This window comes from Microbulbifer maximicatervae (SeqCode), from assembly GCF_052467225.1.
Genome location: NZ_CP174303.1, coordinates 4,177,179 through 4,198,882, shown reverse-complemented (window position 1 = coordinate 4,198,882; position 21,704 = coordinate 4,177,179). Strand labels below are relative to the sequence as shown.

Here is a 21,704-nt window from a genome sequence, read left to right as displayed (position 1 = left end):
TTGCGCGTAAGTGGTGCTCCTGTGACAGATAACGGAAAACCTTCCGAAGAGTTGGTCACGGTTGGGCGCGTTACTACCGTTTATGGTGTGCGCGGCTGGGTCAAGGTTCACTCCTATACCGAGCCGATGGACAACATCCTGCAGTTCCCTAATTGGCGCTTGCAGGGGCCGAAAGGTTGGGAAGCTCTCGAAATTGACGCTGGTAAGCGTCACGGCAAGGGCTTGATCGTACATGTGAAAGGCATTGATGACCGCGATTTGGCGGCTCGACTTTGCCAGCGCGATATTGCTGTAGCTCGTGAACTGATGCCTGAGCTTGAGCATGGTGAGTATTACTGGCACCAGCTCGAAGGGTTAAAGGTTATCAGCCATTTCGATGGCGAAGATCACGACTTTGGTACCGTTGCTCGCATGATGGAAACTGGCGCCAACGATGTAATGGTGGTGCGCGGTGGAGCGGATAAGCGCGAGCGCTTGATTCCCTATCTACCTGATCAGTTTATTACCAATATTGACCTGGAAGTCGGTGTAATAACCGTCGACTGGGACCCGGCTTTTTAAGGCGTAGGAGCGATGACAAAACGAATCGCTCTGGTAAGCATTTTTCCGGAGATGTTTGCCGCATTGACCGAGTATGGCGTCAGTGGACGGGCTGTGAAAGATGGCCTTTTAGAAGTTCGCTGTTGGAATCCTCGGGACTTTACCAGTGACAGGCACCGGACTGTGGACGATCGCCCTTACGGCGGCGGACCGGGAATGGTGATGTTAGCTGAGCCTCTTTACCAGGCTCTCGAGGCTGCTCGAGCTTGGGCTGGTGAAGATGGTGAATTTGTACGCAGTATCTACATGTCTCCCCAGGGTCGACAGCTCGATCAGGGTGGAGTGGAGCAGCTGTCTGCAGCTGGCAACTTGGTGTTGTTGGCGGGGCGCTACGAAGGTGTGGATGAGCGTATCGTCGAATCTATGATCGACGAGGAGTGGTCCATTGGTGACTATGTCCTCAGCGGTGGCGAACTGGCTGCTATGGTGATGGTGGATGCTATTACCCGCTTGATTCCCGGCGCACTTGGACACAACCAATCAGCGGTTGAGGACTCTTTCTCCTCTGGCCTGCTGGACTGCCCACACTACACCCGACCGGAACAATATCGGGGAGTAGCGGTACCGGAAGTTTTGCTTTCCGGCAACCATGAAAGAATACGCCGCTGGCGCCTGAAACAGGCATTGGCGCGCACGCAACAGCGACGCCCGGACTTATTGCAAGGGTTGGCGCTGAGCGATGAGCAGAAGTTGTTGCTGGATGAGATCCAGCGGGAACAGAAGCTCGAAGAAAATTGAGGCCGAATTCGCCGGGAGGCGCGAGTAGTTCGGTGAACTAGCTGAGAAGCTACACAATCTGTATTTGGGAGCGATCCAAATGACTAACAAAATTATCCAGCAGCTGGAGCAGGAACAGCTGAAGAGCGAAGTACCTCCCTTCGCACCGGGCGACACTGTAATCGTTCAGGTAAAAGTAAAAGAGGGCAACCGTGAGCGTCTGCAGGCGTTCGAAGGCGTGGTTATCGGTAAGCGCAACCGTGGTCTGAACTCCTCCTTCACCGTGCGTAAAATTTCCCACGGTGTTGGCGTTGAGCGTACTTTCCAGACTCACAGCCCGATGGTAGACAGCCTCAAGGTTAAGCGTCGCGGTGACGTGCGTCAGGCCAAGCTGTACTACCTCCGCAGCCTGACTGGTAAAGCTGCACGTATCAAAGAGAAGCTCAACTAAGCTCTCCTTGATCGCAGAAAAAGGCCGAAGCGTACGCTTCGGCCTTTTTTGTATGTGGGTTACGAACAGCATATTTGGTGTCCCTGATTGGGTCTGCTTGCCTTAACTGACATAAATGGACACGGGCTTGCCCTGGCGCGGGGATACAGTCAATTTCGCTAAAGCGCTCACGTCTTGCGGTGTTTTGCGTAGTCCAAGGTGACTGGATATGTTAAAACGTGCCAATTAGGTTCGCAGCGGCAAAGAGCTGCCATACTGGCTGGAACTGAAGGCCGATGATTAAGTCGAAGCCCAATGAGAATTTAAGGAGCAATTGGTAATGACGCTTATCAAGAAGCCGCTGGCAATCGCTGGCGCGCTACTCAGTCTGGTGGGCTCTGCAGCGTTGGCAGAAGTCGATACCAACGTTGTTAAAACCATCAAGACACGCCTTGAGGCGAGTAATCCCAAAGCAACCTATGGAGAGGTACGGGAGAGTCCAATTGAAGGGCTTTACGAAGTGGATGTCGATGACGGCAACACGACCCTGTTCGTCTCTGCTGATGGCAATCACTTTGTTTATGGCGATCTCTACCAGGTGAAGGCTGGCGGTGTTGCCAACCTTTCCGAGCAGCGTAGAGCGACGCGCCGCGCTGCGGTCATGGGCGCCCTTGATACAGAAGATATGATTGTCTTCTCCCCGAAAGGTGAAACCAAGGCAAGCGTTTATGTATTTACCGATGTGGACTGCGGTTACTGCCGCAAGCTGCACCAGGATGTGCCCGAGCTGAACAAGCGCGGAATCGAAGTGCGCTACCTGGCGTTCCCACGCGGTGGTCTTAACTCCCTGGGATATCGCAAACTGGCAACTGCATGGTGTGCGGAAGACAGCAACAAGACGCTGACTGCACTTAAGAACCGTGAAAACGTGCCTTTGGATGTCTGTAAGACAAACCCGGTGGCAGCTCAATACAAGCTGGGCAACGAGGCTATCGATGTGCGCGGTACGCCGACTATCGTGATGGAAGATGGTCGGGTTGTTCCCGGTTACTTACCACCGGATCGCCTGCTTAAAGAGCTGGGAATCTAAGCCCGGCTGATAGCTAAAAAAACCGGCAACCGAGAGGTTGCCGGTTTTTGTTTTTAAGCAGGGTTTTTAATTTCTACTTTTCTCGGCTGGGTCATATTCTCCGGCGCGAGGATATCGTTCAGTTCCTCCTCACTCAGTAACCCCTCATCAAGGATTAACTGCTTCACACTGGCTCCGGTAATTAGTGCCTGCTTGGCGATGCGGGTGGCATTTTCATAGCCAATAAACGGGTTTACCGCAGTAATCAGGCCGATGCTGTTCTCAACCAGTTGCAGGCAGTGCTCTTCGTTGGCAGTGATTCCACTCACACAGCGATCCGCAAGTGTGGTCATGGCTTGGGTCATCAGGCGCATGGACTGTAACAGGTTAAAGGCGATCACAGGCTCCATAACATTGAGCTGCAACTGACCGGATTCAGCAGCCAGGGTAATCGTGAGGTCGTTGCCGATCACCTGGTAGGCGACCTGGTTAACTACTTCGGGAATAACCGGGTTGACTTTGCCGGGCATAATGGATGAGCCGGGTTGCATCGGCGGCAGGTTAATTTCATTGAGGCCAGCGCGAGGGCCGCTGGAAATCAGGCGTAAATCGCTGCAAATTTTCGAGATCTTAACGGCGATGCGTTTCATGACGCCGGAGAACATCACGAAGGCGCCCATGTCGGAGGTGGCTTCCACCAGGTTTTCTGCGCAGATAAAATCGATGCCGGAAATTTCTGACAGCGCGTTAACAACCAGCTGGCGATATTCCGGGTCGGTATTAATGCCGGTGCCGATCGCGGTACCACCCATATTGATCTCTTTGAATAGGGCGACCAGCTCCTTAACTCTGTCGACATCTTCGCGCACAGTGGCGGCGAAGGCGGCAAACTCCTGGCCCAGGGTCATAGGTACCGCATCTTGGAGTTGGGTGCGCCCCATTTTAATTACTGAGGCAAACTCTTTGGCCTTCTTGTCGAACTCAACGCACAAGCTCTCCATGGACTGAACCAGGTCGCTGTAGCTGAGCAGAATGGCCAGGTTTATTGAGGTTGGATAAACATCATTGGTAGATTGCGACAGGTTTACATGGTTGTTGGGGTGTACTTTTTTGTACTCGGCTTTGTTGTGACCGAGTAATTCCAGTGCGCGGTTGGCAATCACCTCATTGGCATTCATATTGGTAGAAGTGCCGGCGCCGCCCTGAATCATATCTACTAAAAATTGATCGTGCAGTTTGCCATCGATAATCTCGTCACAAGCAGTGGCAATGGCATCTTGCAGTTTGGGCTCCAGGTAGCCGAGCTGTCCATTGGCGCTGGCCGCAGCTTTTTTTACCATCGCCAGTGCTTTTACCAGATTGGGGAAGTGATTCAGGGTAATTCCGGTAATCTGGAAATTTTCCAAAGCGCGCAAAGTTTGAATGCCAAAATAGACATCGGCCGGTACTTCGCGCTCACCCAATAAGTCTTTCTCCAAGCGGGTTTCTGCACCTGCACTAAAAACCGGCATTGGTTTGAGTGTGTGGAAATCGTTGGTCATCAGTTTCTCTTCTCTTCATCGTATGGGCCTGTGTGGGGTGGGGTAATATCTCCACCTCCCGCAAGCCTCGTGTTGGGGTAATTTAGTAATTAATTGGGAAGTATTTTTTAGAGTGGTGTCGCAAAGAAACTCTGCGGCCCTTCTGTAGAGGTTGCGCGAATATTCTCGCGGATGTTTTTGTTTATCTCTTCGGACTCAGGACCAAAAACACCACATAATTTCAGTGCATTTTTTATGCTGATGTTGCGACCGAGAGATTCGAGAACTACTTTTGTACAGACGGGCTCACGCCTGTCACTGGCGGATGCTCCCAGCTTTAATCCGGATAGATAGCTGACTCGGCTTTTATAGGTGGGGTATAAAATAGTTTGTGCGATTTCATTGTGAGTCAAGGATTCATAGCCGACCAAAAAAATACGATCGGCAAGAAAGAGCAGCATGCCTTTATAGCGGGATTTATACCACTCATCCCTATCCGGGTAGCGCATTCGTTCGAAGCGCTGAAAATAATACCCATCACCATCCGACTCAATATGCAGCAGGCTGCGAATAATATGGTCGGAGAAGGTCATGGAGTAGTGGTACTCGAAATAGAAGCCTAAATATTTATCGGCCCGCCCCTGGGACTCCCGCATCAGAATATCAATATCGCGATTGTAGGGCCTGGCGGGGAGGCTGTCGGAGACGGGTGCGCTGCGCACGCGAACAATTTGGCTGAATTGCTCGTGGGGCATCACGATTTCATGGGGCTCTACGCCAAAAAAATGACATATCTTTCCCAGGGTATACTGGGAGGGTTGAGTGTTACCGTTGAGATATTTATTGAACTGGGCACGGTTCACCCCAATTCGCCGGCACACCTCGGCTATGGATGGGTAGAAGCTGCACAGAAGGCGGAGGTTTTGCGAAAAATCGTTGCTCATCGGTATTTTGCTTCTGGATAGAGGTTATCCCTTCAATCCCTGTTAATCACTCGATCCCTTTTTAAAGGCGAAGCCATATGGCCTCGCCAATAGCTTCAGTTTTTATCAGTTGGGGTGATTGCACTCACCGCACAACGGGCGCTGTAATAGGGTTTTAATTTCCGTATCGGAATGGCCCATTGCCAACAGGTGGTTGAGCTTTACAAAACAGGCTTCGCTGGTCATATCCAGACCACCTATAACACCGGCATCAAGCAGTGCGGAGCCCGCAGCGTATTTACCCAGATCCACCTGGTGCTCCAAACACTGGGACACTGCTACACAAATAGTGCCGAGCTTTGAAGCCTTCTCAAGCTGCTCAGTAAACGCACTGTCGTCAGTCGGCGCATTGCCGGTGCCGTATGTTTCAATAATCAGGCCCTTGGGGCGGCTTTCTAAAATTTTCTCAATGAGTGAGGGAGATATACCGGGAAATAGTTTCAGTAAAATCACTCCGCCATTGGCATTGGTGGGAATCTGAAACTGCGGTTCACCGGTGGGCACCAGCAGGGCGTTGTGGTCGATATTGACCTGGATACCCACTTCCCCGAGACAGGGGTAATTGGGGCTGCTAAAAGCATCCAGTGAGCCAGAACTGACCTTCACTGCACGGTTGCCGCGTAGAAGTTTGCCGTTGAAGTAGAGGCAAACCTCCCTGATATCGTCGGAGCCGCTTAATAATAGCGCCGCAATTAAGTTGTTATAGGCGTCGCTACGCATCTCCCGCAAGGGAATCTGGGAACCGGTGACGACCACGGGCTTTTCTATGCCTTGTAGGGCAAAGGACAGTGCTGAGGCGGTGTAGGCCATGGTGTCGGTGCCGTGCAGCACCAAAAAGCCTGAGTACTGGCTATAGTTGTCGCGTATCAGGCTGGCAATATGATACCAGTCCTTTGGTCGCATATTGGCGCTATCCAGCAGTGGGTCGAGTGCCTGGAAATCGTATTGTGGAAGCTGGCCGATAACATCTTGTAAGAGGCGGCCCAGAGCGCCTTCCAGGTCGGCGTCAGGCACATAGCCCGATTCGCTTCGGCGCATTCCCAGGGTTCCGCCTGTATAAAGGATTAGGGTTTTCTTCATTACTCGACCACTATCTGAGTCCGGATTCAGTACGCCCCTATTTTGTGCAAAGGCGCGGTGGATGCAATTTCGCAGGTTGCTGTTACCTGATGCTAGTAGATGCTTCTATAGCATCTACTGAGGACGCTGTTGGTTTCAAGAGGTGATTTTGGGTGACAGAAGTTTCGACTCTACTCTAGCCGGAAGCGGTGCCTTTATGGCGCAATTATATTGACTTTTTTACGTTCCGCTCGGTAAGGTTGATGATCTTTTGTCAATTTTATTTGCATTTATTGCGCGGCTTCCTGTGGTGGCACTTTCTATGTAATCGGGGGTAGATCCCGGTCTGGTTCGCTGCCCCTATAGTTGCGCGGAGGAACATTGTGAGCGCAACAGTGGAAGAGACTGCGGAGGCGGAGGCTCAGGTGGTTGTAAAAAAGGCACCCCGTGCCGTGCGGATCGGTATCTGTGGCCTGGGTACTGTCGGCAGTGGAACGGTGAATGTATTGGCGCGCAATGGGCGGGAAATTGCAGCCCGTTGCGGTCGCGCCCTGGTCATTGAGCAAATAGGTGCGCGCCGCGATAACGCACACTGTGATACCAGCCAGATAAACGTTACCCGGGAAATTTTCGATGTCGCCAATAATCCCAACGTGGATATTTTGGTGGAGCTTATCGGTGGTACTACGGTAGCCAAGGAGCTGGTGCGCACAGCGATTGAAAATGGCAAGCATGTTGTCACCGCTAACAAGGCGTTGATTGCCGAACACGGCAACGAGCTGTTTGAGCTGGCCGCAAAGCACAATGTCACCATTGCCTATGAGGCGGCGGTAGCTGGCGGTATTCCTATTATTAAATCCCTGCGCGAAGGATTGGTGGGCAACCAGGTGCAGTGGCTCGCCGGAATTATTAATGGCACCGGCAATTACATCCTCACTGAGATGCGGGAAAAAGGGCGCAGTTTCGATGAGGCACTGGCCCAGGCCCAGGCTTTAGGATATGCGGAAGCGGACCCCACTTTTGATGTGGAAGGTATCGATGCTGCCCACAAGCTTGTGATTATGGCTTCCCTGGCATTTGCTATGCCGCTCGCTTTTGACAAGGTGTACACCGAAGGCATCAGCCGGATCTGTAGTGAAGATATTCGCTACGCCAATGAGCTGGGATACCGTATCAAGCACCTGGGGATTGCGCGTCGCACTGACAAGGGCGTGGAGTTGCGGGTGCACCCGACTTTAATCCCCCAGCGCCGCCTGATCGCCAACGTAAACGGCGTTATGAATGCGGTGCTGGTCAGCGGCGATGCTGTGGGACCAACCCTGTATTACGGCGCTGGTGCGGGCGATGAAGCCACGGCATCGGCAGTGATTGCCGATCTTGTTGATGTGGCCCGCACTCTTGAGGCCAAGCCGGAGCACAGAGTGCCGGCAGCGGGTGTCGCTCTTGCGAACCAAGGGGGAACCCAGGTTCTGCCGGAAGAAGATGTTATTACTAGTTATTACCTGCGTATCGCCGCCCACGACAAGCCCGGTGTCATGTCTCAGGTGGCCACCATTTGCAGTGATCAAGGCATCAGCATCGAGGCTCTGATCCAGCACGAACCGGTTGAAGGTGAGGCACTTGTCCCGGTGGTGATTTTGACCAGCCGAGCCGATGAAGCCAGCCTCCGCCAAGCGGTTGCACAAATAGAGGCGTTGGAAACGGTCGAAGGTGAAGTCGTCAGGATTCGTGTTGAGAGCCTCGGATAAACCCCGCGGGCGCCGAGTGACATAATCCGGGCTCGGTGCCCCAATCAATAAACTCCCCAGCCAGCGATAAGAGCCAAGAAATACTGTGAAATTTGTCAGCACACGCGGCAGCGCGCCGTCTCTCTCCTTCGCCGATACCGTACTAACAGGTCTTGCCAGCGATGGAGGCCTCTATGTTCCCGAGACTTTGCCGAAGTTTTCTCGCGAGGAAATTGCCTCTATGGCGGGGCTCGATTACGAGCAGCTGGCCTTTCGCATTATCCAGCCGTTTGTGGGGGATGATCTCAGTGATGAAGAGCTGAGCGGTATTATCGGACGTTCCTACAAGCACTTCCGCCACAAGGCTATTGCCCCGCTGGTGCAGACAGACACCAATGAGTGGGTGCTCGAGTTGTTTCATGGGCCCACCCTGGCATTTAAAGATTTTGCCTTGCAGTTCCTCGGTCAACTCTTTGATCACCTGCTGAAAAAGCGCGGTGAAAGAGTGGTGGTAATGGGAGCAACTTCTGGTGATACCGGTTCGGCTGCGATCGAAGGTTGCCGTCATTGCGACAATATCGATATTTTTATTCTGCACCCCCATAACCGTGTATCTGAAGTCCAGCGACGCCAGATGACCACAGTGCAGTCGGACAACGTATTTAATATCGCTCTCGAAGGTAATTTTGACGATTGCCAGAATATGGTGAAAGCGAGTTTTGCCGATCAATCATTCCTGCCCGATGGGCGCCGTTTGGTGGCGGTGAACTCCATTAACTGGGCGCGGATTATGGCGCAGATCGTCTATTACTTTTATGCCGCCCTGCGCCTGGGGGCGCCGGATAAAACCGTTAATTTCTCGGTGCCCACCGGTAATTTTGGCGATATTTTTGCCGGTTACCTGGCGAGGCAGATGGGATTGCCCATCGACCAATTGGTAATTGCGACCAATGCCAACGATATTCTGCATCGTTGCATCAGCGGCAATGACCACACACCCAAACCACTGGTTCACAGCTTATCTCCCAGCATGGATATTATGGTGTCGAGCAACTTTGAGCGATTGCTGTTTGATCTCTACGGTCGCGATGGTGCGACGGTTGCTGAATTGCTCGCGGATCGCAGTCAGCCCATGCATTTGAGTGAATTGGCCCTGGGCAAAGCGAGAGAAGTTTTCTCCTCCAGTCGGGTGGATGACAAGCGCACGGTTGAAGTGATTGGTGAGACCTTCAGCTCCTGCGAATATCTACTTGATCCGCATACAGCTATCGGGGTTGAAGCCGCACGACAGGTACGTCACTCTACCGAACAGCCCATGGTTTGCTTATCTACCGCACACCCGGCAAAATTCCCCGATGCCGTGGCCCAGGCCCTGCCAGAAAAAGAGATTCCCCTGCCGAGTCATATGCAGGATCTCTGGCAGCGGGAGGAGCGCTTCAAGGTATTGCCCAATAACTTGTCCCAAGTACACGACTATATGGCGACGATGCTGTCAGAAGGCAGTTAATCGGCACACTGTCGTGCAATAAGCGGCAACCGATTAGCTATTAGTTTGCTGAGAAATACATTGAGTACAAAAATTCAGCGACGGCCAGTGGATTTGTCTACTGGCCGTTTTGCTTCTGAAACACCAAAAATATTGCAGCGTGTCCTGTTGGGGCGGGGGATTGTCAGCGAAGAAGCGTTGGATCACAGCCTCTCTCAATTACAGAGCCCGCAGAGTATGCGAGGGCTGGAGGCTGCCGTTTCCTTGCTGGTGGATGCTATCCACGGGCAAAAGAAAATCCTTATCGTGGGGGATTTCGATGCGGATGGAGCCACCAGTAGCACCTTGGGGGTGTTGGCCCTGGGTGCAATGGGCGCGCCGGGAGTGGAGTACCTGGTGCCGAATCGCTTTGACTTCGGCTACGGGCTGACTCCAGAAATTGTCGAGGTAGCCAAAGATTATCAGCCCGATCTGCTGATCACCGTAGATAACGGTATTAGCAGTATCGAGGGCGTGGCAGCGGCAAAAGCTGCTGGTATGAAAGTGATTGTGACAGATCACCACCTGCCCGGCAGTGAGCTGCCGCAGGCGGATGCCATCGTAAACCCGAACCAGCCGGACTGTGACTTTCCCAGCAAGAACCTCGCTGGGGTGGGGGTGATCTTTTATCTGCTCAGCCGTTTGCGCACGGCCCTACAGCAGAGTGGGTGGTTTGAGCAGAGCGGTATCGCCCCGCCCAATATGGCCGAATACCTGGATTTGGTCGCCTTGGGTACTGTGGCCGACCTGGTCCCGCTGGATCACAACAACCGGATTCTGGTTCATCAGGGCATCGCCCGTATCCGTGCCGGCCGCTGCCGGCCCGGTATTGCCGCCCTGATGGAGGTTGCCGGGCGCGACCAGCGCAGGCTCTCTACCACAGATATTGGTTTTATTTTGGGGCCGCGAATTAATGCGGCTGGTCGTCTCGACGATATCGGCACCGGTATCCGCTGCCTGCTCACCCGCGATCCCAGTGAAGCGCGGGAGCTGGCCGGCGAGCTGGACGCCCTGAACCGGGATCGCAAAGCGATCGAGCAGGGGATGCAGCGGGAGGCAATGGCGGCCCTGGATGAGTTGCGCCTGGAGGGCGAAATTCCCTGGAGTTTGTGTCTGTACGATGCCAACTGGCATCAAGGTGTGGTGGGTATTTTGGCCAGCCGCATCAAAGAGAAATTCCACCGCCCGGTGATCGCATTTGCTGAGGGTGATAACGGCCTGGTGAAGGGCTCTGCGCGTTCGATTCCCGGGCTGCATATTCGCGATGCCCTGAGTGACGTAGCCGCCTCTCACCCGGACCTGATCAGCAAGTTCGGTGGCCACGCCATGGCGGCGGGGCTGAGCTTACCCCAGGAAAACCTGAAGGCTTTCCGCAAGGCTTTTGAGCAGGTGGTGCGCAACCGCCTGAATGAAAACCAGCTGCACGCGGTTATCGACTCTGACGGTGAGTTGGAATCTGGGGATTACACTTTGCACACGGCAGCCATGTTGCGCGCTTGCGCGCCCTGGGGACAGGCGTTTCCAGAGCCGGTATTTGACGGTGAATTCCTGTTGCTGCAACAGCGCATTGTCGGCGAGCGCCATTTAAAAATGGTGGTGGCGCCGCCCCAGGCGCCGCAATTAGCGCTGGATGCTATTGCTTTTAATGTGGACACCGAGCAGTGGCCGCAGCCCACGGAAAGAGTGCGCTTGGCTTTTAAGCTTGATGTTAATGAATTTCGCGGGCGGGAATCCCTGCAATTAATGGTGAGCCTGTTAGAAGCGGTATAGGGCGCACTTTGTATCTGGCTGTTGGGAAAAACACGGAGTTTTTTGCAACAGCTCCCAAGTTGTTTGGAAGTAAAAAGTAGTGAAACGTAAACAAGTCCAGGCCGAAGTCCTACTGTTATTAGCCGCTCTCTTCTGGGGCGTTGCCTTTGTGCCGCAAAAGATTGCCATGGCGGATATTGAGCCGCTGGCATTTAACGCATGGCGTTTTATTCTCGGTGGTTTAATCCTGATTCCCATCGTTTACTGGTTGTCCTCCCGTCGCGATGCCCAGCCCGGTGAAGCCGAGGGGCAATTGGTGAATCACACCTGGCGCGCCTGCCTGCCCGGTGGCGCACTGTTGGGTTTTTGGCTGTTTCTCGGCGCGGCACTTCAACAGGTGAGCTTGCTGTATACCACTGCCGGCCGCGCTGGGTTTATTACCGGTTTTTATTTATTGCTGGTGCCGGTGATCGGTTTGTCCCTGGGGCATAAAACCAATCGCTGGACCTGGATGGGAATTGGTCTCGCTTTGTTCGGCCTCTATTGGTTGGCGGACTTCAGTGAAGAGTCCCAGTTGGTGGGCGACTTAATGGTATTTGCCAGTGCCTTTGTTTTTGCCATCCAGGTATTGACGGCAGATCGACTGGTAAAACGCTATGACGCTTTGCGACTCGCCTGTATCCAGTTCCTGGTGTGTGGCCTTTTGTCCGCCGTAGCTTCGCTATTTACCGAGGAGGCGACACTGCAATCGGCGATCGATGCGGCTTGGCCTATCGCCTACATGATGATTTTCTCCACGGCACTGGCATTTACTTTCCAGCTCCTGGCCCAACGCTACGCCGCGCCTTCCCACGCCACTGTAATTATGAGCCTGGAGGCAGTTTTCGCCCTGGCGGCGGGCTGGCTATTCCTCAATGAAATGCTCAATACCACGGAGTTAATTGGCTGTGGTTTGATGCTGGCGGGGATGCTGGTCAGTCATTACGGCAACCACAGCGGTACTCACCACTAGGAATATCAATGGAATTATCGACACTGGCACTCTTTGTTCCCGCAAGCTTCTTTGCCTCGGTCACACCGGGGCTCTGCATGATGCTATCGCTCAGTCTGGGAATTACCCTGGGCGTGCGTCAGACTCTGTGGATGATGGTGGGTGAGTTGATCGGTGTTGCGTCGGTGGCGATTACCTCTGCACTCGGTGCTGCGGTATTGATGGTTCAGTATCCGACTTTATTTCAGCTGTTCAAATACTGCGGGGCCGCCTATTTGGCCTGGATAGGCGTGCAGATGTGGCGCTCCCGGGGGCAGCTGGCCCTTATGGATCAGAGTGATACGGTCGACGCTAGCCGACCATCGCGAAGAGCGCTGGCACTACAGGGTTTTGTCACAGCTGTGGCCAATCCCAAGGGCTGGGCGTTTTTTATTGCGTTATTACCGCCATTTATTAACGATACCAAACCCCTGGTACCGCAGCTCTCAGTCTTGCTGGCGATATTGCTGCTTTTGGAGGCGTTGTGCCTGCTGATCTATGCCAGTGGCGGCCAGGCCCTGAGTCGATTGTTGGAGCGGTCTGAAAATGTGCGTTTGGTTAATCGGATTTCTGGTACTTTGATGCTATCGGTGGGAGCCTGGTTGGCGTTATTCTGACACGGCTATTTATCGCTTTATGGAGGATGTTCTGTGTTGAAAAAACGGTTGTCATTCTTATGGGTATGGGCCCTGATTATCTCGGTGGCGGCTTGCGGCCAGTCGAGGGAGGAGAAAGCGATGGAGAACGAGGTTGAGAACACACCCGGCGCGGCGGAGCCCGAAGTCGCACCCACGCTTCCTGCAGCGACTATGAGGCCAGGGGAAATGGTGTGGATTTACCGCGGCAGTGGCAGCAAGCAGTGCGAAGGGGGTGGTATGACCCTTCAGCAGAGCCAGGCCAAGTTGAGTGACAATGGGGTGAAGGTGCAGGAGTCCCGCTGTGGAGTCCGCACCGACAGGATGTTCCCCGCCGTATGTGGCGCACCCACAGGAGATATCCTGATGCACTTGGTCGGTATGGATGCCCTTGATGCCTCAATTGAGCTGGGATATAGCCCCGCGGAGAAAGTGCAGTATCAGTTTGCTGCCTGTCGGGACAACAGTGCCTGAGTTCAAACCTTAAGTGGGGTAATCGTGAATATTTCCCAGGCCGCAGAGAATTCGGGGCTCAGTGCAAAAGCCCTGCGCCACTACGAAAATATTGGCCTGGTGGTGCCCGGCCGCTCTGCTAATGGCTATCGGGATTACTCCACTGCCGATGTTGAAACCCTCTGCTTCGTGCGCCGCGCGCGGGCCTGTGGCTTTACCACTGAGGAGGTCCGGGCGCTGCTGGGGTTGCGGGATAACCCGGAGCGCCACAGCCGCGAGACCAAAGACCTGGTCAATCACAAGCTCGGGCAGCTCGAAGAGCAGTTGCAGACCCTGCTGGGGATGCGCGCAACCTTGCGGGCCTTTGCCGATAGCTGCGCCGGCAATGAGTCCCCAGACTGCGCAATTCTGGAAAAGCTCTCGGGACAGACCGCCTAGTAGAGGATTTGCCGCCATATCAGCCCCTATCTGACTGGAAGGACCCCCGCGCGCTGCGGTAGAATGCGCGCCGCTTTTTATTTTGTCCGGACACCGAAAGTTCATGGAAATCAATCCCCTCATCAATCAATTGAAAGACCTCGAAGAGCGCACCGACGTTCTTAGGGGGTATCTTTGACTACGCCAGCAAGAAAGAACGCCTTACCGAAGTAGAGCTGGAGCTGGCTGAGCCGAGCGTCTGGGACGACCCCAGCCGCGCACAGGAACTGGGGCGCGAGCGCTCCTCCCTGGAAACGGTGGTCAACACCATCGAAAACCTCGACTCCGGCATCGCCGATTGCCGCGAACTGTTGGAAATGGCCGTCGAGGAAAATGATGAGGACTCCGTAGGGGAGGTCTCCACTGAGATCGAAGGTCTCCAGCAGCAGCTGGGGATTCTGGAATTCCGCCGTATGTTCTCCGGCGAGAACGACGAGAACAACGCCTATCTGGATATCCAGGCCGGCTCCGGCGGTACCGAGGCCCAGGACTGGGCGGAAATGATCCTGCGTATGTACCTGCGCTGGGGTGAGGCCCACGGCTTCAAGACCACCCTGGAAGAGGTCTCCGCGGGGGAAGTGGCCGGTATCAAAAGTGCCACTGTGCATTTCGCCGGCGACCACGCGTTCGGATGGCTGCGCACAGAAACCGGTGTACACCGCCTGGTGCGCAAATCGCCGTTTGATTCCGGCAACCGCCGTCACACTTCTTTTAGCTCGGTATTTGTGTCACCGGAAATCGATGACAATATCGAGATTGAAATCGACAAGTCCCAGGTGCGTGAAGACACCTACCGCGCGTCCGGCGCCGGTGGTCAGCACGTGAACAAAACCGATTCTGCGGTGCGTTTGACCCACACAGAATCCGGTATCGTCGTGCAGTGCCAGAGCGAGCGCTCCCAGCACCAGAACCGCGATAAAGCCTGGAAAATGCTGCGCGCAAAAATGTACGAGCAGGAAATGCTCAAGCGCAACGCAGAGAAGCAGGCCATGGAAGACAGCAAGGCCGACATCGGTTGGGGCAGCCAGATCCGCTCTTACGTGTTGGACGACCAGCGTATCAAGGACCTGCGCACCAATGTCCAGACCAGCAACTGCCAGGCAGTACTGGACGGAGACCTGGACCAATTTATCGAAGCCAGCCTAAAAGCCGGCCTCTGATTTAAAGTCTCCACTCTCACCGCGCCCCTCGTCGATGAGGGGCAATATCAATCACAAAACTGATAGATCACCATGACTGATATCCAGCAAGACGAAAACAAACTGATCGCCGAGCGCCGCACCAAGCTTTCCGCTCTGCGCGAGAAGGGCAATGCTTTCCCCAACAGTTTTCGCCGCGAGAACCTCGCTGCCGACCTGCAAGCTGAGTTTGGCGATAAACAGAAAGAGGAGCTGGAAGAACTGGGTAAACGGGCGTGCGTAGCAGGGCGAATCCTGGCTAAACGCGGACCCTTTATGGTGATCCAGGATGTGTCTGACCGCATCCAGCTATACGCCGATAAAGCGGCACAGAAAGATATTAAAGAGCGCTTCGGTGCCTGGGATATCGGTGATATTGTCGGCGTAAAAGGCACGCTGCACAAATCCGGCAAGGGCGACCTCTACGTCAACTGTGAAGAGTACAGCCTGCTAACCAAAGCACTGCGCCCGCTGCCGGAAAAATTCCACGGCATCGCCGATCAGGAAATGCGTTATCGCCAGCGCTACGTGGACCTGATCGCCACGCCGGAAGCCCGTGAAGTGTTCCGCGTGCGCTCCAAAGTGATCGAGTACATCCGCGACTTCCTCAACGGCCAGCAGTTTATGGAAGTGGAAACGCCCATGCTGCAAGTTATTCCCGGCGGTGCCAGCGCGCGTCCGTTCGTTACCCACCACAATGCGCTGGATATCGATATGTACCTGCGTATTGCCCCGGAGCTGTACCTGAAGCGTCTGGTCGTGGGTGGTTTTGAGCGGGTTTACGAGATCAACCGCAACTTCCGCAACGAGGGCCTATCCACGCGCCACAACCCCGAATTCACCATGCTTGAGTTCTACCAGGCGTACGCGGACTACAATGACCTGATGGACCTCACCGAGAAGATGCTGCGCGGTATCTGTGAAGATGTACTGGGCTCCACCACTGTGGAATACCAGGACAGCAGCTACGACTTCTCCAAGCCGTTCGCGCGTTTGTCTGTGTTCGACTCCATCCTGCACTACAACCCGGAACTGACTGCGGCCGATATCGACAATATCGAATCCGCCCGCGCGGTAGCTGAGAAGCTGGAAATCCCGCTGAAAGACAGCTGGGGCCTGGGTAAGGTACAGATCGAGATTTTCGAGAAGACTGTAGAGCATCGTCTCGACCAGCCGACCTTTATCACTGAGTACCCAACCGAAGTGTCTCCGTTGGCTCGCCGTAACGATGACAATCCGTTTGTCACCGACCGCTTTGAATTCTTCGTAGGCGGCCGCGAGATAGCCAATGGTTTCTCCGAGTTGAACGACGCAGAAGATCAGGCTGAACGCTTCAAAGCCCAGGTTGCGGAGAAAGATGCCGGTGACGACGAAGCCATGCACTACGACGCCGACTATATCCGCGCGCTGGAATACGGCCTGCCGCCCACCGCTGGTGAGGGCATCGGTATCGACCGTCTGGTAATGCTGTTTACCAACTCTCCGTCGATTCGCGACGTACTGCTGTTCCCACATATGCGCCCTGAAGCGAACGACTAATCGCTTCTCACTGCCGGGTAGTTTTACCTGCCCGGCAGTATTTCCTCCCCCCTATGCCGCAGATTTCCTCACTCTGAAACTTCCCTCAGCTCTATCTATCCTTATTCATTGGTGCTCTATGGAGCCTCGAATGATTTGGAGCGGTTGCTGCTATGAAACAGGGACAGGCGAAAGAGAAAAGCGCAAGGCAAATATTGGCGCTAACGCTCTGTAGCTTTATCTCCTGTACCGCCGCGCAAAGTTCGGAGCCTGCAACAGCTGCCAGCCTAACTTCCAAAGAGCCCGATGACTGGCGCTTCCTTGCCACTCCTTATCTTTTCCTCCCGCTTCGCACTAAAGGGACTTCTACTGTCGCTGACACCAGTGTCGATATTGATCTGGATTTAAGTAAAACCCTGGAGCTCCTCAACGCTGCATTTTCTGTGCGCCTGGAAGCCTGGAAAGGGCGCTTTGGGGTAGTGGCGGATCTCTACTATGTGCACCTCAGATTGGACAAGGGAGCAACCATAACCCCGCCGCGAAACCCACAGCTGGATATCGATGTAGATATTGATGTTGAGGTGGATGCTCGCCAGGGCTGGATAAATGCCCTAGCCGGTTACCGGATTTTAGAAGGGAATCTGGCTAATAGTGGGCGAAAGTACTTTGTAGATGTGGGAGCGGGTTTGCGCTGGAACCGATTAAAGCAGGAAGTGAAAGCACGAGCGGGAATTAACATAGGCCCCAGGCCCGAATTTAGGAATCGCCTTGGAGGCAAACAGAGTTGGTGGGAACCTACACTATCTGCGCGAGGTGCAATCGGAATTACTGAATGCCTAACCGTTGCTGTACGCACGGAACTGGGAGGCTTTGGCGCTGGGGGTGATGACTTACAGTGGAACCTACTAGCCGGATTCGACTGGCGCGCCTGGAAGACAACCTCACTGCGTTTTGGGTATCAGTATTACAGTATTGATTATTCCGATCGACTCTCTGATGGGCGTTTTGCTTATGATATTACTCAACATGGGCCTTATATTGCGGCGACTTGGCGGTGGTAGTTGAGCGAGTTCTATTTTTGATTAAAGCGTGTGGGGTCGCTCAATGATCTTCTTAGTGACCGTTATTTATGAAGAGGCTAAGATTTTTAGAGTAATAATCTTAAAATTAAAGAGTTGGTTATCTATCTGCAACATTTGATAGTGGTTATATTGATCATACTTTTTTATTTGGTTCGATGGTCTCGTTTATGTACATCTAATTGAAATGATAGTGAAAGGTAAATGTGAGCAGTTGATTTACATTTGAAATAGTAGTCAAGATAATAGTGGTTTGAGGGCTAACATATAAATAAAATGCACAATCATGACAAATAAAATCAAACGAAAATTACATATTGGAAATAGCATTTATTTCTGGGTAGCTAATCAAGAGAATCTTTTTTTGTATCCATACAAGGAATTCCATATTCGAGTACATCTCGCTAGAAACACCAAATCTCTATTGTATATAGATGCTAGTAGTTGGTACTTTACTCTGTCACCAAAGTCTGTAAGAGAGGCTGTCGAATTTGCATTGAGTTCAGGTTGGGAGCCAAAAGTTGCAGGCAAAACAATGTATGTTTCAATTAATGAGAGTGGGTACTACACCTTGCCGCAGGGGCTAAAATATGACTTTGAGCGACAAGGTAATAGTGCATTGCAAGCGTAGGTGCAGCGATGGCTTTTCCGCTTCGACTTTTCCTTTACTATAAGCTCGCATGTGCCGCGGACGTAATGGCTAGTTAATTCATGAATAAAGGGTTAGGAAAATACAAAGAATTTATTGAGAAAGTGGTTTCTTTAAAAGAATCAGCCACTTCTAAGTGGGTGGCGCTGGGTATCTACCCGGATACTAAAGAAAACGAGTACCGCAACGAGGTGCTTTCATCGTTATCTGAAGTCCAGCGAAATGAAATTGCTAAAATTGTACAAGAAGCTAAAGAGGCTGGGATACATGATCTTTTGGCATTTTTAAACCAGGAGTGCTCAGTTACTTACCAAGGCTCGGAATTACCATCTGAGCCCTTTGGTACTGAGTTAAACTACGATTTTATTGCCCGTTCGGAGGGTGATAAATGGCCAGAGTAAGTCTAGTCATAACAAAAAAGCAGCGGCACCTTACGCTTTATAGCAGCCGCTGCAAATGCAAGCGTTAAAGTTTTAAGGTGGTTATGAAGTATTTTTTAGTATTTATTTCTTTAATATTGATTTCATGTACAACTTTTGTTGCAAAGCCAGATAAGTTATCTGAGACAGAAAGGGCGTCCGGCACATGGTCAGGTTACATTGAAAGATTTTCTACTACAGTTCTTCCAAATGATACGGGTGAACCCTTTTATCAGGTAGTAGTATTAAACTGTGGAGAGATTCCCGAATTATACATTAAGCTGGAAGAAGGTGGGCCGTTCCAGAAGTTTTATCAGGAATATGAAGTGCTGGAAAAATCTGGAAATTTGCTAATGAATATAATCTATGATGGCGGAGCTTGGGTTGAAAGTCAGACGTGGGGTTTTGTTTTTATAAGTTCAAAGAAGGCTGATATCCAATGGAGCAGGATGGTTAGTAATATTAAAAAAGAATCAACAGCTTCTTTGAGAAGTTTTGGTGAAGTCGGTTACGGAAAAATGGAGAAAATTTCTGATAGCTGCGATAGTGCATAGTAAAAGATTCATGGCCTGTTATTGGGGTTGTAAGTTTGAAGCGAGTGGAGAATTTAATGATTAGAATGCTGTTTTTGGCTCTGGCAATAATTCTGTTAGTTGCCTGTGATGCTGTCGATGATATGAAAGGCATTTTTGAAAAACAGAAGCTTGCCCAAGCTGCCATTAAAGAAAAATACGGCTGGGACTCACAGCTCGGATTTAGTATTAACAATGGAGTATTAACTCAAGTTACTGTTGTTTTAGATGTTAATGACGTGCGCGGGGAAACTGTGAAGAACCTTGAAGTTATAACAAAAGAAGTCGTTTCCGAGGTATTTTAGAGCAAATCTAAGGCAATTTATATCCAAATAGCGAGCATTCCAAATAGTGGATCATAACATTGAAGTTATGTCGCCCTCAAAATAGATGGGCCGGCACCTCCAGCAGAAAACGCCTTCGGTCAAACATTTTAGGTTGCTAAGCATCTTATGGGTATTATCGATCTATATGATTTTATCTCAGGGGTTGCTAAAAGCCTCCTCGAACAAGAATCTAGAGAGCTGATTGATCTTTATGATTCAGTAGAAGAGCTTGGTCCTAATGAGTGGAGTAACAGGATTGTGATATTCGCAAATGAAATGCTCCTAAAAGATATTGGCATACAGAAAAACTATTGAAATTAGAGGCTGAGATAGAGAGTGCCGATTTTTTCCAAGTTGAACCAAGCTGCCCGTTGTTGCTTTCTTTATAGTAGCTATGTCGGTGTGCTATTTTAAAAAAACAATGATTTATACGTCTTTGGTGCAGGATGGCTTATATTACGTTTTGCTGCGATCTAGTTTACGGTTATTAAGGTGTTATGTTTAAGGGAGTAAAGTTGAGTATATTTAGAATCTCTTGGCTTCAAGTTATATTTGTGTCATTCATTGTAGCGTCTTGTACGTTTAAAGGAGATGGAATCTATACGAAGGATACAAGCTGGCTAATGTTCATGCCTGCCACATACCATAATGTCAGATTTGATAGTTTTGATATGAGCGAAGAGGGGCAGGAATATGAATTTATGAATATGTGCTCAGAGAACGTAGGGTTTCAATTTAAGGTTTATTGGTATTCAGAGGAGCCAAGGTATTGGGCTAATGAAAAAGCAGGATTGGAAGTTTCGTTAATGAATATGGCTGGAGACTTTGTTTACCAAACAGTTTTTTTCGCGAATAAGGGGAAATATATAGGAGATAGTGGTATCGGAGATAGCTTGAAATCCTACAATGAAGCAAGAGCAGGTAACAAAACAAATGACATTTTATTGGGCTCGTACTATAAGCATGCTCTTGGGTGCGATAAATATCGAATTAAGATTGCTAATCTAAGTCCGTACGAAAAGGGGTTGGTTATTGCTCGTTTATACCTTGATTCAAGCTGGAAATAACGCCAGATGAAAATATTAGGATACACTACGAGCGGTGCGTGAATATGCATTTGAGTGTAGGGCTATGAATGAACAAATTATCTAAGGTCTTCGAGAATATGGAAATTGATAAAAATGGTGCCCGAAAAAGAGCTGATGAAATTAAGCCTTATCGCTGTAAAAATCTGATAGCTGTTCTCGAGTGCCCGATGGATATGAAGAACATTGGAGCGGTCATTAGAAACGTCAATGCATTAGGCGTTGAAAAAACGTATATTGTTGATCCTCGCAATCTAATACCCGATGACTGGCAGGAAATGAGAGAAAGGAAATCACTCTCGAAGCCGTCTGTCTCTGCGATCAAATGGAGCTTCGTAAAGCGTTTTGATAGTACCGAGGAATGCTTGGATCATTTGGCGAAAAACAGATTTATCTCGATTGTCACCTCTCCCCATGTAAAAGGAAAAGATAACTTTATATTGCATGAGGCAGATTACACTCAGCCAAAGCTGGCTGTTTGGTTTGGTAACGAATCTAGAGGTATAAGTGATCTTGCAGTAGAAAATAGCGCTTTCTGCGTATCCATTCCAATGTTTGGAATGATTGAAAGCCTGAACCTCGGAACAACTTCTGGAATTGTATTGTATGAAGTTACTAAGCAGCGCCGCGAATACCAGGAAAAGTACAAGAGAGCAAACCGTAGCGACTAATAAAGTGATGAAGTTGATTTCCTATTTTTGTGTTTTTTACACGGTGGCTGCATTCTTTTCCTCAAATGGATAAAGAAACTTTCCTTATTGAATAGGCACCTACCTTTCGGTCGCAATTACTCTTGGGTAACTTACAAAGCAGGCAAAAACTATTTCGTCTTTAAAGCCACCCCAAAACGAGAAGGTCAAAATTACTTTAATATGAGTAGAATCGAGTTTAAGGAGCTAACCCA

General features: G+C 51.2%; 24 protein-coding genes. 21 read left to right on the top strand and 3 right to left on the bottom strand.

Annotated features, from left to right (window positions below; translation table 11 throughout):
* Positions 1–21: 21 nt before the first annotated feature.
* From rimM to ACJJIZ_RS18055, 4 genes are all read left to right on the top strand, one after another.
* Positions 22–561, top strand: coding sequence for a ribosome maturation factor RimM (gene rimM / locus ACJJIZ_RS18070; protein ID WP_444914362.1), 540 nt, complete (start codon positions 22–24; stop codon positions 559–561).
* Between the two features lie 12 nt (positions 562–573).
* The gene (trmD, locus tag ACJJIZ_RS18065) at positions 574–1,338 is read left to right on the top strand and encodes a tRNA (guanosine(37)-N1)-methyltransferase TrmD (protein ID WP_444914361.1); all 765 of its coding nucleotides are present in this window, start codon (positions 574–576) and stop codon (positions 1,336–1,338) included.
* A 73-nt stretch (positions 1,339–1,411) separates the two neighbouring features.
* Positions 1,412–1,768, top strand: coding sequence for a 50S ribosomal protein L19 (gene rplS / locus ACJJIZ_RS18060; RefSeq protein WP_282934563.1), 357 nt, complete (start codon positions 1,412–1,414; stop codon positions 1,766–1,768).
* A 319-nt stretch (positions 1,769–2,087) separates the two neighbouring features.
* Entirely contained in the window at positions 2,088–2,837 is a 750-nt protein-coding gene (locus tag ACJJIZ_RS18055; protein ID WP_282933659.1) for a DsbC family protein, read from the top strand.
* A gap of 53 nt (positions 2,838–2,890) precedes the next feature.
* Here the strand turns inward: ACJJIZ_RS18055 and aspA are convergent, their stop codons facing one another.
* The 3 genes from aspA to ACJJIZ_RS18040 all read right to left on the bottom strand — a co-directional run bounded on the left by aspA (position 2,891) and on the right by ACJJIZ_RS18040 (position 6,399).
* Positions 2,891–4,357 (bottom strand): aspartate ammonia-lyase, encoded by a 1,467-nt coding sequence (aspA, locus tag ACJJIZ_RS18050; RefSeq protein WP_444914360.1) that lies wholly within the window; start codon positions 4,355–4,357, stop codon positions 2,891–2,893.
* Between the two features lie 107 nt (positions 4,358–4,464).
* Positions 4,465–5,280 carry a helix-turn-helix domain-containing protein gene (locus ACJJIZ_RS18045; RefSeq protein ID WP_413662803.1) on the bottom strand — a complete coding sequence of 272 codons (816 nt, stop codon included), beginning with the start codon at positions 5,278–5,280 and terminating at the stop codon, positions 4,465–4,467.
* A 105-nt stretch (positions 5,281–5,385) separates the two neighbouring features.
* Positions 5,386–6,399, bottom strand: coding sequence for an asparaginase (locus tag ACJJIZ_RS18040; protein ID WP_444914359.1), 1,014 nt, complete (start codon positions 6,397–6,399; stop codon positions 5,386–5,388).
* A gap of 404 nt (positions 6,400–6,803) precedes the next feature.
* Between ACJJIZ_RS18040 and ACJJIZ_RS18035 the strand changes: the two genes are divergently transcribed.
* From ACJJIZ_RS18035 to ACJJIZ_RS17955, 17 genes are all read left to right on the top strand, one after another.
* Positions 6,804–8,126: a homoserine dehydrogenase gene (locus ACJJIZ_RS18035; RefSeq protein WP_444916222.1), complete on the top strand. Its 1,323-nt coding sequence runs from the start codon at positions 6,804–6,806 to the stop codon at positions 8,124–8,126.
* Between the two features lie 85 nt (positions 8,127–8,211).
* Positions 8,212–9,612: a threonine synthase gene (thrC, locus tag ACJJIZ_RS18030; protein WP_444914358.1), complete on the top strand. Its 1,401-nt coding sequence runs from the start codon at positions 8,212–8,214 to the stop codon at positions 9,610–9,612.
* A 60-nt stretch (positions 9,613–9,672) separates the two neighbouring features.
* Positions 9,673–11,400, top strand: coding sequence for a single-stranded-DNA-specific exonuclease RecJ (gene recJ, locus ACJJIZ_RS18025; protein ID WP_444914357.1), 1,728 nt, complete (start codon positions 9,673–9,675; stop codon positions 11,398–11,400).
* Positions 11,401–11,479: 79 nt separating this feature from the next.
* On the top strand, positions 11,480–12,391 hold the full coding sequence (locus ACJJIZ_RS18020) for a DMT family transporter (protein WP_282933653.1): 912 nt from the start codon (positions 11,480–11,482) through the stop codon (positions 12,389–12,391).
* Between the two features lie 8 nt (positions 12,392–12,399).
* The gene (locus tag ACJJIZ_RS18015; protein WP_444914356.1) at positions 12,400–13,026 is read left to right on the top strand and encodes a LysE family translocator; all 627 of its coding nucleotides are present in this window, start codon (positions 12,400–12,402) and stop codon (positions 13,024–13,026) included.
* Between the two features lie 33 nt (positions 13,027–13,059).
* Positions 13,060–13,518, top strand: a complete 459-nt coding sequence (locus tag ACJJIZ_RS18010) for a hypothetical protein (RefSeq protein ID WP_444914355.1) — start codon at positions 13,060–13,062, stop codon at positions 13,516–13,518.
* A gap of 24 nt (positions 13,519–13,542) precedes the next feature.
* A complete protein-coding gene (locus tag ACJJIZ_RS18005) occupies positions 13,543–13,935 on the top strand; it encodes a MerR family transcriptional regulator (protein ID WP_444893197.1) in 393 nt (130 codons plus the stop codon).
* A 103-nt stretch (positions 13,936–14,038) separates the two neighbouring features.
* A protein-coding gene (prfB, locus tag ACJJIZ_RS18000; RefSeq protein ID WP_413662795.1) for a peptide chain release factor 2 occupies positions 14,039–15,134 on the top strand; the annotation gives its coding sequence in 2 pieces (ribosomal slippage) (positions 14,039–14,110 and positions 14,112–15,134; 1,095 coding nt in all).
* Positions 15,135–15,206: 72 nt separating this feature from the next.
* Positions 15,207–16,691 carry a lysine--tRNA ligase gene (lysS, locus tag ACJJIZ_RS17995; protein WP_444886817.1) on the top strand — a complete coding sequence of 495 codons (1,485 nt, stop codon included), beginning with the start codon at positions 15,207–15,209 and terminating at the stop codon, positions 16,689–16,691.
* A 152-nt stretch (positions 16,692–16,843) separates the two neighbouring features.
* Complete coding sequence (locus tag ACJJIZ_RS17990; RefSeq protein ID WP_444914354.1) at positions 16,844–17,731, top strand: hypothetical protein; 888 nt, start codon at positions 16,844–16,846, stop codon at positions 17,729–17,731.
* A gap of 304 nt (positions 17,732–18,035) precedes the next feature.
* A complete protein-coding gene (locus tag ACJJIZ_RS17985) occupies positions 18,036–18,380 on the top strand; it encodes a hypothetical protein (RefSeq protein ID WP_413662792.1) in 345 nt (114 codons plus the stop codon).
* A gap of 80 nt (positions 18,381–18,460) precedes the next feature.
* A complete protein-coding gene (locus ACJJIZ_RS17980; protein WP_413662791.1) occupies positions 18,461–18,799 on the top strand; it encodes a DUF6547 family protein in 339 nt (112 codons plus the stop codon).
* A gap of 83 nt (positions 18,800–18,882) precedes the next feature.
* The gene (locus ACJJIZ_RS17975; protein WP_444914353.1) at positions 18,883–19,371 is read left to right on the top strand and encodes a hypothetical protein; all 489 of its coding nucleotides are present in this window, start codon (positions 18,883–18,885) and stop codon (positions 19,369–19,371) included.
* Positions 19,372–19,427: 56 nt separating this feature from the next.
* Complete coding sequence (locus ACJJIZ_RS17970; protein WP_444914352.1) at positions 19,428–19,694, top strand: hypothetical protein; 267 nt, start codon at positions 19,428–19,430, stop codon at positions 19,692–19,694.
* Between the two features lie 147 nt (positions 19,695–19,841).
* A complete protein-coding gene (locus ACJJIZ_RS17965; RefSeq protein WP_444914351.1) occupies positions 19,842–20,030 on the top strand; it encodes a hypothetical protein in 189 nt (62 codons plus the stop codon).
* Between the two features lie 314 nt (positions 20,031–20,344).
* Entirely contained in the window at positions 20,345–20,782 is a 438-nt protein-coding gene (locus ACJJIZ_RS17960; protein ID WP_444914350.1) for a hypothetical protein, read from the top strand.
* A gap of 68 nt (positions 20,783–20,850) precedes the next feature.
* Positions 20,851–21,471: a TrmH family RNA methyltransferase gene (locus ACJJIZ_RS17955; protein ID WP_413662786.1), complete on the top strand. Its 621-nt coding sequence runs from the start codon at positions 20,851–20,853 to the stop codon at positions 21,469–21,471.
* Positions 21,472–21,704 lie beyond the last annotated feature (233 nt).